The sequence below is a fragment of the Aerosakkonema sp. BLCC-F183 genome (assembly GCF_041929145.1).
Taxonomy (GTDB): domain Bacteria; phylum Cyanobacteriota; class Cyanobacteriia; order Cyanobacteriales; family Aerosakkonemataceae; genus Aerosakkonema.
Map to the genome: position 1 here is coordinate 118,205 of NZ_JBHFNU010000068.1, position 9,699 is coordinate 127,903.

Consider the following 9,699-nt stretch of genomic DNA (forward strand, 5'->3'; position numbering starts at 1 on the left):
GTTTAATATCCAATCATTGTTAACTCTACAATAAATTCTGCTCCACCTAATTCACCTTTTGTAATTGCTTTTACCATTCCTCCCAGATCGGTTACAGAATCCTTCACAATTGTCAATCCTAAGCCTGTACCACCTTCTCTGGTTGTTTTACCAGGTAGCCAAATTTCATCTAATTCAATATTATTAATTCCTAAACCGTTATCTAAAACTTTAATTTTTAAATGATTCCCTTCAGTTTCAGTTCTTATAATTATTTGACGCTCTTTTATACGTCCACCTTCAACGTTAAAAGCATTTATAGCATTTGTCAAAAGGTTTGTAATAATGGCTTCTAGCAAAGCATTACTTCCATAAATACAAGGTTTAGCATCAACCCTATCTTGAATAACTTCAATTTTACCATCATCAAAAAAACTTTGAAAAAGTGCGACAACACCGTCAATAACACTATGTACATCTACAACGCCTGCACGACGTTTCTCTCGTTTTAATAGATGCAGTGGAAAATTAGAAAAGCGTAGCAATGACTTACTTATTTCATAAAGCATGGCAACGGGTTCTCCTAAATATTCGTCATATTTTTCTGCTAGAAACTTTTTACCCATTTTTTCTATTCTCTTAGCTGCTTTTTTAATTAAATCGACTGGTTTGCCAGATTCATGAGCAAAAACTGCTGCTGTTGTCCCTGCTGTAGCTAAACTACGATACAGCTGAAGGTCTTCACGTAATACCTTGCTTTCACGCTCTGTTACAGTTTCGTATTGCTGAATAGCCCCTCGGACTTTAGAGCGAGATTCTTGAGGAACTTCTGCTTCAATAACTTCTTCAATTCTTGCTTTAGCTTCTGTAATATCACGAGGAACTTGTTTCTTAACTTTTTCTCTTTGCATCTCAGTAACTTTAAGTCTTTCTTTTGCCATCCATTCCAAAACATCAATTGCAAAACGTTTTAACTCTAAAAAAGGTTGATTTTCAATAAAACCCAATCTATCAGTTTTCTGAAGCAACATTTCATTAGGGTCATTAACGATTACTTTACCAATAACTGTTTTTGTTGAAGGACGAACTTCTGGATTCCTAGAGCGTGCATAATTTAATTTCAACCAATCATCATCTTGATCTCCATAGGGTTTTACCCGCAACCCTCGATGGTATAAACGAACATTACCTAGTTGACCAAGCCATTCTCTAACTTGTGTGGTAGAAACAGAAGCACTTCTAGCTGAAAAACTTTGGGGGTTTAGTAAGAATACCCACAATTCAAATTCTGTTGGAGGTGTTTTGTAAGGTTCTGGAGAAAGGTCAGTATGCTCTGCATGAAAAATTAGGTTCCCCTGCCAGTCCAGCAGGTTTGCTTTTGCAAGACCATCTTCATCTATATAAGCTTGCAAATGATATTCAGCATCATTAAAGTAAGAATTTTTTACTTGTTTTTCAATTTCAGAAAATTCTGGTGCAATAAGTTGAATAATGAAACCAGCTTGGCTAGCAAATGGATCTGCTAACAATAAAAGCTCTCTAGCTAGTCTTTGAATGTCGCGCTTATTAAATATATTTTTAAGATTACTAACTATAATGTCAGTTCCATGCTGTTTATCTGTGCTAGCTTTTTGGACATCAAAAGAAACATCTTCTACTACATCAGCTTCCTGGAAATCATCCCAATTAATCGTCAGAGAATATTCAACCCCTAGCTCACATTTCGGTCTAGTTTTCAAGATGACTTTAGAACCCATCTGTAATGCAGCCAACCGACCTAATCCTTTATTACCTATAGGTAATCGACCTAATTGGGTAACTTCACGATTGGCTTTTTTTGAACGGCCTAGCACTAGCCATCCCTCGCTGATGGCATCTTTATCCATACCAATACCATTATCTGAAATGATAAGCGAGCCACCTATGGTGCTAATATTGGCAAGTTGTACTGTGCATTCTGTCGCATCAGCATCATAAGAGTTTTTAACCAATTCGATGATTCCTTGGTCTGGATTTGGAACAAGTTCTTCTCCTAGTCTTTGCAGAATTTTTGGTGAAAATTTAAAATACATTATTATTTACAATTTTTTATAACAGATATAGTTTTTGAATTAATGTAAGTGCCATCATGATGATTCCCGTACTCGTGCGTACTGTATTCGAGAGAAAGATAATCGTATCTTAGCACGAGAGGAAGCGCACGGGAGGAAGCGCAAGCCGCCAACCGGATCAAAGATGAGTTTTTAGCTGTGTTATCGCATGAACTGCGATCGCCCCTCAACCCGATTTTGCGATGGACACGCTTGCTGCAAAACGGCAAATTAGATGCAACTCGTCAACGCGAAGCACTGGCAACGATCGAGCGCAATGCCAAGCTGCAAGCGCAACTGATTGAGCAAATTCGATCGCGTTCACCCGAACAGGGCGGAACCATCCCAGCGATCGCGCTCACAGCTTATGCAAGGGACTTTGACCAGCAAAAAGCCTTTCGATCGGGCTTCCAAGATCGCATTACAAAGCCTGTGGAGCCAGAATCACTAATCGAGGCAATAATCAAGCTGGTAGACCCCCATTTCTCACCAACTAATTTGATAAGCTGATTTAGGGGGAAAAATTTGAACTTTTTGAAAAACCAGGGAGCGGGAAACAGTCGCCTAAGAAAAATTGATACCAGTTCACACACTGTTGGATGTGGAAACTGGGTGTTCGCACGCTAAAACCCTTTTCCAGTAAGGCTTTTATTGTTGGCAATCGCAAATTTTGTGAGAAATGCGGGTCAAAGCACTGCCTCCCAAATAGCTGTTTAACTTTTGAGTTCTAGAGCTTGGAACTAGCTACGTATTCCAAGGTAGGAACTTTAACACTTATATTTGATTTCTCCAAAAATGCTGGTTCGGCATCAGTAAAGCTACATTGCCAACATTCAGGAGGATTAGGAAAATCATCGTGATTATAGGGCAGGAAATCTCCCTGCTTAATTTTATTCATTAATTGCAAAATTCCAATAATCTTTTGCTCTTTAAAGCATGGTACTACCATCAAGCTACAAGTCCGATATAATATCCTTAAATTTGCTTGTTTGAGGTTTTCTATCTCATCTTTGCTTGAGCAGAGAGAAACTTAACGATCTGAAACTAATAAGTTAGGTTTCCTAATTCTACCAAAACTATTAATAATAGTAAGCAGCCAAAAAGACTAATTGTAATTAATCGATTCATCACCAATTTCCAAACCTAAACACTATCATCTTTCCAATCGCAATAGGGGCAATCCCAATGCGCTAGGGGTTTGTAGTCACTTGGATAAGGCATTTCGCATTGAGGGCAGCGATTGGTAAAAAGGGGATGAGTATCTAATAGTTCTAATTTTTTTGCTGCTGTCCAATGTTGCTGTGGTGGTCGCATCGCTTCGCCATTGTAGTAGGCAATATCATTCTCTAGTACCAATTCACCATCCACTAACTTACTTCTGGTGTCCATAACTCGGCATCCGAATATAAATCAACATCAAACTCACATCTTGTGCCATTCTCAACAAGACCTGAGAAACTGGGTTTCTTCACGACAAATATAGGCTTTCAAGTTTAGCTAGAAGCCAGAAACCCGGTTTTTATGCTAGGTGCAAGATCTGAGTTAATTTAATATACCGAGTTTTAGCTGCTAATGGGGGTTAAGTGCCATCTCAAACTATTATTGTTCGCGCTCATACTCGCACTATTCACATTGGCCCAGTCACTTTTGTCTGTTGCAAGTGTGCGATCCCGATGTCCTGGTGGTGGATGCGACCAGCCCAGTAGTGCCAAAGAGTACATTTGAGGGATGACGACTTGAGGCACGCCGGCGAGTGCAGCTGCGGTGGTGGTGCCCTTGGCCGTGGTGGACGACGACGGCGAAGAGTTTGAAGAGCGCCTGCTGGTTGACCTCGCCTCTAGCTCTGGCAGTCGGCTCGTCGTCGAAGGGCGACAGGTCGGCCCACCCACGAGACACGATCGCACCACGTTTGAGCGCACGGGCTGAAGAGATCGTTACTTGGCTGAGGTCTTCCGGCGTGCAGATGCTGCCGGAAGCCGAAGTAGACGGGTGTGGAGCCAGCATCGAGGAACGCCGAGAGTTCGGGAGAGAGTGGACGCTCATCCGACAGTATCCAGGCTCCAGTCTGGAACACGGCTCGGTCTGCGGGGTCAGGCCAGGGGGCTAACGTCGGGTTGGCAACCAGCCAGGGTGTAGTAAGTACTAGAAATCTTAAAATTGCACCGGAATATTTTATATTTTCCTTGCCAATCGTATTGATAGCGTCCTCAGTCGCTTGCGTAATTTGCTGTTAGATGGAATGGCACTAGCCTCTAGCCGGTCTTCCTATAATGTCTGGGAGCCAATTTCTAAACTGTCCCCCACAAAAGTCTATTGAGGCAGGAAAACTAACAGATTATAAGGATCTACCATTGGGACTATCTATAAACTGGTATGCTATCAGCTTATTGTCTGAGAGACTGTAAGCAAACTAAGATTATCAAGACCAAAGAAAACCTTAGTTTTTACTTTTTATCTATGAACGCCACAATTTATCGGAGATTATTTACCAGTTTGGCTGCTACCGCCCTCCTGAGTACCCCATTTTTTTCCACTCATACTGCTATTTCGTCCGCCAGTACCCGGGAGCAAGGATGTCGCCGCATTCAATTTCAGCCCCAAGGAGTTTCAGCGACGGTTACTGGTAACTTAGCACCTCAAAATAACGATTGCTATGTATTGCGAGCAGCTAGAGGTCAGAATATGTCCGTCAGTATTACCTCCCCTCGTCAGAATGTACTCTTATCAATTACCGGAGCAGATGGTATTCCATACAAACGAATAGTTGATGACCGAGCTAATTGGACAGGGAGATTACCTGTTACCCAAGATTATTACCTAAAAGCGGTAGCGACGGGGGGACGTAGCAGCTATTCAATGCGAATTACCATTTTGCCACAGGCAGCCAAACAGCTAGAAGTAGGAACAGTCAAAAGTTTACAAACGGGAGATTTAATGTGCTATGCTACTGTAGTAGATGAAAATAAAACCGAACACAATTTAGGCGCTACCTTTGAGATTTGCGAACAAAAAAATAAGTTTTTAAACCGAAAGGTTCGGTTGTCTTACTCCTATCAAAATGTTAATGATTGTGAGAGTATTGAACCTTGTGGTAAAATTCGTAGAGAACTGTTGATTACCAGAATGTCGGTTATCCAATAGACATTTAATACAAAATCGAGTTATATATCTTTCGATCGATTCTGGAGTTTAGACTAACCGCGCCCTAAAGCGCGGTTAGTCTAAACTCCAATTAATAGCAGAGTAACGATAACCTGGGTAATCTACGATTGCTAGCGATCAAATAAAGCATCCTGATGGCTCTCCCGGATGTTTGGTGTAAAAAGTAGCGGGTGATACATTCTATCTGGGCAATGAAGGCTAAAAACCTTGATGCAGCTAGATTATAAGCTTGCGTTATCACCACAAGTACGGGAGAGCCACTCAAGCTTACTGGGAACGGTGCGATCCTCATTATGTAGATGGAGAAAACGCGGAATCTCTTGTTCAATTAATGGCACGAGTCCGAACTGCTCTCAATCAATTTCAACAACAAACCGGATTTGCGATCGTCTTTACGCATGGGTTATTTATCAAAGCAATGTTATGGCAAATCCTGGCAGCGCCAAAAACGATCAATGCGATCTCCATGAGTCGATTGTATAAATTCTCTCAAGGATTTCGGGTGCCAAACGCATCCATTTTGAAGATGGAATTTGGGTCAGGAGGAATACCTTATTGGAGTTCATTTGTTACGGATCATCTGCCATCAAAGCTACAAACGGTAACACCGGATGCAACAGTTGCTCCCGATGCAGGCGATCAAGCTTCATAATAAGTACGCTGGATGAAGAGCACCGAAAAGCCGGAAAACTAACTGCTCCTTTTTGGTAGTTTTACCAGAATCAGATCGGCTAGATCTATTTCTAGAGAGCAGCTTTCAGGATGGGGGTTGTGCCCTACGATCTCATTTGTATATGAAGGCAGCGATCTGAATTGTCAGCAGCTCGACGGACTCGAATGCGATCGATTGATGAGAGAATTTTATGAAGCGTAAATCTCTTCCTGCCTGGATTGGTGTAGCTTTGGCGTTCTATGCTTTTATTGCGATCGCCATTGCCGAGAGCGGTTTGGGCGTGCTGCTACCTTCCATCTTGACCACCTACAATCTGACCACGGCGACAGTCACTGTGCTGTTTTTCAGTCAAATCACTGGTTATATTGTCGCAGCACTGACCAGCAGTTTATTGAGCTCAAGCATTGGATTGGCGAGAACGATCTTGCTGGCTGCCATAAGCGTCATGAGTGCGTTGTGCATCTATGCTTCAACCGTTCATTGGTTCGTGATGGTGATTACCGGAACGCTATTGGGACTGGGAATTGGGCTAATCGATGCAGGTATTAACACGTTCATCGCTCACAAGCAGGACAATGCCCATCTGATGGGAATGCTTCATGCGTTCTATGGTATAGGCGCACTTTCGGGACCTGCCATTGCTACCACCTTATTGACAATGGGAGTGAGTTGGCGATCGATATATTGGGTATTTGCCTCAATGGTAGGGCTGTTGGTCATTGCTATGATGTGGGTCATTGTCAAGCGTTATCCATTGATGAATTCATCAGCCCTGGAGTCCGATCGAAGTGCAAAAACAAATTTGGGTCTGGCACTAAAAAGACCAACTGTGTTAGTCGCAGGTTTGTTGTTGCTGGTCTATGTCGGTACAGAAGTATCTTTGGGGAATTGGGCTTTTACAGTACAAACCATGAGTCGCGGTACACCCGTTACAGTGGCAGGATATAGCATCACGGCATACTGGTTTGGGCTGACAATAGGACGATTGAGTATGGGGCAATTGATGAAACAGGTTGGAGCAACTCGGCTGATTGATGGCTCTCTGGCTTTACTCACAGCAGGTTTGCTGATTTGGTGGCTGTTTCCCCATCAACTGTGGAGTTTACCGCTGATTGGGTTTGCGCTGGCAGCTATTTTCCCAACTACTATCTGGCTGATGCCGCGTCGAATTCCAGCCGCACTGGTTCCGGCGGCGATCAATTTTTTATCGAGTGTGGGCAGTATCGGAGCGGTGAGTATCCCAACCGCAGTGGGTTGGCTGGCTGACAAAATCGATTTGGAAGTTATTCCTATGCTGATGATACCGCTGGCAGTCGTGATGGTAATGCTCCATCGCTGGTTAGTTAAATATGCAAAGGGTGGAAGTTGATATTGCAGCTTGAGTTTAGGTGCGATCGCTATCAATATTAATTTGTTCGCTATCTACAGCAATAATGATTTCATCTCCATATTTCAAATTACTGATAAAGGACGTAATAATCTCCAGAGTATCGGGAGTCTGAAAATGCTCTGGTTTGGTTTCAGGATGAGGATAATAAATTAAACCCGACTGTGATTCTCCTTGCTTCAGCCAAATTTGGCAATCACAAAAGGAGAAGTCTTCTGCTGGCTCTGCTGACCATTTGACATTTCTGAATGTATATTTAGCTCGTTTAATTTCGTATGTACGTGGAGCAATAGAAACGTTGATTGTCCCTGGAAAATAGTTACTTAAATCCGGACCAAGATTCTGAAAAAAAGGTTTTTGCATTTCAATCGTGCCGTTGGGGAATCGTGGATCTTTCCCTTGGCCCGATGCAACGCCATATCCTTTTTTGACCAACCCTTCGATCTGAACCCAATTTGCCATATTTTGAGCAATTATTTAAGTTTAAGTAACTCTTTGCCATAAAACCATGCTCTAAACTCAGAGCATGGTTTACTTCAATTATATTTGAGTAGATCTAAGTGGTTTCTCATACAACTTAATCCTAGACTAGGATTTTTAAGTATACACCAGTGCAATTACGGAATTTAAAAGCTATTGGTATCAACTATTAGGTTGAACTCACTTACGTAATATAGCGCTCACCAACAAAAGAATTTGTTAATCTGATGAGTTGATGAGCGCATTAAATTTGACGTAAGCGTTCAGCTATCAGCAGTCAGCCGTCAGCTAATTCGACTCAAGCACGCTAATCGCTCTTTATATTGCCCCTAAGAAGAGACAGTCAATTCCCGACCGAAGCTGATAGCTGATACCTGACGGCTGAACGCTTACAATTTGACAAACTCAGTAAAACAGTTAGAACGGAATCTCGCTATACTCGGCGGTAGCTTTACCGTTACTAGCTACGGGGATAGGTACTGAAATATTTGCTCCTACACCAGCAACAGCCCCCACAGGTGCAGCAGGAACTACTGGAATAACTGGAATAGACCCAGAAGTAGGCTGTCCCCCAACAACAACAGTTCGTTCCACAGTCAACAGCATTTGATGATTGGGATTAGTATCATTGGGCTTGAAAATATTGAGTCGCCCAGATACAACATGGACAGCGCCAACACCCCCATGATTGAGAGCAACAGCAGCTTCCCCATAAGCTTGAAACCGTAGTGGACGTACCTTGTATCCAGAGCGATCGTAATATTTAAACGAACATTGTCCAGAAACATTCAAAGTTCCATCTTGAGTGTGAGAAGCTTGCAGAGAATCAATCCGAACTCTTAATTGTGCGTTATTCATTGTATTGTACCAGTATTGGTTCAAAAACTCAAGCGCGTCTGCGCCCTAAAAAATATCCCGACACCATAAAAGTGCCGGAATATTAGAGAAATTCAATCACCTAAAAATCGCTTGGTTCAGTATTAGTTTTTGAGGATGAAGTAGCAGGAGAGTTAGAATTAGGATTAGAGCCAAGTAATTCCAAATTATTAACCCGAATCACAGGCTTAACACGCTGTTGACCAGTAACTTGGTCAGTCCACTCATCAAACTTCAATTCACCCTGAATACCAATTAAGCTGCCCTTATCAGTGTAATTAGCAGCCACTTCCGCGATATTACCCCAAATTTCCACCGCAAACCAATCAGGTTCCGAATCTTTCTTGCTAGTGCGGCGGTTGACAGCCAAAGAAAGCTTTGTCAAGACAGAACCACTCTCAAAATATTGAGTTTCTGGCTTCTGACCAACCCGACCAACAAGGTTGATAATATTGAGGTTATCAGACATATTATTTTCCCAGTAATGCTCTTTCTAACAGCGCGACAGCGCTACTTTGATATGAGTTGAAGACTTACCATCAATCCCGATCGGATTATGTTAGATTGATGGTAATATTCATTAAGCAGCCGTCTTAGCTCTGTACTCTTGGATACGCTCAAAAGTCTCGTTAGCTCGCCGACCAATTTGATTAAGAGTCAGCAGTTGACAAGCCAATTCCAAAAGCTCTTGATTATCAGCTTCAGCCAAAGTCTGATAAAGTTGAGTACGAACCAACTTAGCATCGTGAGCTTCAGTAGTTGAATCCGCTACTGCTTGCCAATAGCGCCTATTTTCTGCTAATTCAACTACTTGAGACAAAAGCTTCTTACGGTTAATGCGAATGCCAAGAGAACCAAGTGAAATAGACATCAGAAGTCTCCAAACTTTTCAGTATTTAAGATGCGTCAGCAAAAAAATACTTCTAACAACCAACGAGTTGCTAAAAGTATGGTAATTGAATTCTTTTTGACCAATAATTACAGATTATCGAAGGGAACTTTGTTAGCTAAAGCAGCAGCTAATTCGTGATGTTCTAACTTAGTTCGACCTT

11 protein-coding genes and 1 pseudogene are annotated in these 9,699 nt (G+C 42.1%); 5 read left to right on the forward strand and 7 right to left on the reverse strand.

The annotated features are described in order from the left end of the window. Positions 1 to 2 precede the first annotated feature (2 nt). The gene (locus tag ACE1CD_RS20575; protein ID WP_374794750.1) at positions 3 to 2,051 is read right to left on the reverse strand and encodes an ATP-binding protein; all 2,049 of its coding nucleotides are present in this window, start codon (positions 2,049 to 2,051) and stop codon (positions 3 to 5) included. 126 nt (positions 2,052 to 2,177) lie between these two features. Here ACE1CD_RS20575 and ACE1CD_RS20580 point away from each other — a divergent pair. Beyond that, positions 2,178 to 2,381, forward strand: a pseudogene (locus ACE1CD_RS20580) (histidine kinase dimerization/phospho-acceptor domain-containing protein); the annotation flags it as partial. A gap of 415 nt (positions 2,382 to 2,796) precedes the next feature. On the opposite strand, the gene ACE1CD_RS20585 reads toward ACE1CD_RS20580, so the two are convergent. Continuing rightward, on the reverse strand, positions 2,797 to 3,018 hold the full coding sequence (locus tag ACE1CD_RS20585) for a hypothetical protein (RefSeq protein ID WP_374826090.1): 222 nt from the start codon (positions 3,016 to 3,018) through the stop codon (positions 2,797 to 2,799). A gap of 194 nt (positions 3,019 to 3,212) precedes the next feature. Continuing rightward, entirely contained in the window at positions 3,213 to 3,458 is a 246-nt protein-coding gene (locus ACE1CD_RS20590; RefSeq protein ID WP_374794752.1) for a hypothetical protein, read from the reverse strand. 1,068 nt (positions 3,459 to 4,526) lie between these two features. Between ACE1CD_RS20590 and ACE1CD_RS20595 the strand changes: the two genes are divergently transcribed. From ACE1CD_RS20595 to ACE1CD_RS20605, 3 genes are all read left to right on the forward strand, one after another. Then, entirely contained in the window at positions 4,527 to 5,210 is a 684-nt protein-coding gene (locus tag ACE1CD_RS20595; RefSeq protein ID WP_374794753.1) for a hypothetical protein, read from the forward strand. 250 nt (positions 5,211 to 5,460) lie between these two features. Next, positions 5,461 to 5,883 carry a histidine phosphatase family protein gene (locus tag ACE1CD_RS20600; RefSeq protein WP_374794755.1) on the forward strand — a complete coding sequence of 141 codons (423 nt, stop codon included), beginning with the start codon at positions 5,461 to 5,463 and terminating at the stop codon, positions 5,881 to 5,883. Positions 5,884 to 6,094: 211 nt separating this feature from the next. Further along, entirely contained in the window at positions 6,095 to 7,273 is a 1,179-nt protein-coding gene (locus tag ACE1CD_RS20605) for a sugar MFS transporter (protein WP_374794756.1), read from the forward strand. A 15-nt stretch (positions 7,274 to 7,288) separates the two neighbouring features. Here the strand turns inward: ACE1CD_RS20605 and ACE1CD_RS20610 are convergent, their stop codons facing one another. The 4 genes from ACE1CD_RS20610 to ACE1CD_RS20625 all read right to left on the reverse strand — a co-directional run bounded on the left by ACE1CD_RS20610 (position 7,289) and on the right by ACE1CD_RS20625 (position 9,518). Next, positions 7,289 to 7,753, reverse strand: a complete 465-nt coding sequence (locus ACE1CD_RS20610) for a hypothetical protein (protein ID WP_374794757.1) — start codon at positions 7,751 to 7,753, stop codon at positions 7,289 to 7,291. 435 nt (positions 7,754 to 8,188) lie between these two features. Beyond that, entirely contained in the window at positions 8,189 to 8,629 is a 441-nt protein-coding gene (locus ACE1CD_RS20615) for a hypothetical protein (protein ID WP_374794758.1), read from the reverse strand. Positions 8,630 to 8,729: 100 nt separating this feature from the next. Further along, positions 8,730 to 9,116 (reverse strand): single-stranded DNA-binding protein, encoded by a 387-nt coding sequence (locus ACE1CD_RS20620; RefSeq protein WP_374794759.1) that lies wholly within the window; start codon positions 9,114 to 9,116, stop codon positions 8,730 to 8,732. A 111-nt stretch (positions 9,117 to 9,227) separates the two neighbouring features. After that, complete coding sequence (locus ACE1CD_RS20625; protein ID WP_374794760.1) at positions 9,228 to 9,518, reverse strand: hypothetical protein; 291 nt, start codon at positions 9,516 to 9,518, stop codon at positions 9,228 to 9,230. Positions 9,519 to 9,548: 30 nt separating this feature from the next. Between ACE1CD_RS20625 and ACE1CD_RS20630 the strand changes: the two genes are divergently transcribed. After that, entirely contained in the window at positions 9,549 to 9,677 is a 129-nt protein-coding gene (locus ACE1CD_RS20630; RefSeq protein ID WP_374794761.1) for a hypothetical protein, read from the forward strand. Positions 9,678 to 9,699 lie beyond the last annotated feature (22 nt).

Excerpts from the sequence above, each read along its gene's own strand:
- ACE1CD_RS20575 (WP_374794750.1), bottom strand. The coding sequence starts at position 2,051 with ATGTATTTTAAATTTTCACCAAAAATTCTGCAAAGACTAGGAGAAGAA.
- ACE1CD_RS20585 (WP_374826090.1), bottom strand. The coding sequence starts at position 3,018 with ATGGTAGTACCATGCTTTAAAGAGCAAAAGATTATTGGAATTTTGCAA.
- ACE1CD_RS20590 (WP_374794752.1), bottom strand. The coding sequence starts at position 3,458 with ATGGACACCAGAAGTAAGTTAGTGGATGGTGAATTGGTACTAGAGAAT.
- ACE1CD_RS20595 (WP_374794753.1), top strand. The coding sequence starts at position 4,527 with ATGAACGCCACAATTTATCGGAGATTATTTACCAGTTTGGCTGCTACC.
- ACE1CD_RS20605 (WP_374794756.1), top strand. The coding sequence starts at position 6,095 with ATGAAGCGTAAATCTCTTCCTGCCTGGATTGGTGTAGCTTTGGCGTTC.
- ACE1CD_RS20610 (WP_374794757.1), bottom strand. The coding sequence starts at position 7,753 with ATGGCAAATTGGGTTCAGATCGAAGGGTTGGTCAAAAAAGGATATGGC.
- ACE1CD_RS20615 (WP_374794758.1), bottom strand. The coding sequence starts at position 8,629 with ATGAATAACGCACAATTAAGAGTTCGGATTGATTCTCTGCAAGCTTCT.
- ACE1CD_RS20620 (WP_374794759.1), bottom strand. The coding sequence starts at position 9,116 with ATGTCTGATAACCTCAATATTATCAACCTTGTTGGTCGGGTTGGTCAG.
- ACE1CD_RS20625 (WP_374794760.1), bottom strand. The coding sequence starts at position 9,518 with ATGTCTATTTCACTTGGTTCTCTTGGCATTCGCATTAACCGTAAGAAG.
- ACE1CD_RS20630 (WP_374794761.1), top strand. The coding sequence starts at position 9,549 with ATGCGTCAGCAAAAAAATACTTCTAACAACCAACGAGTTGCTAAAAGT.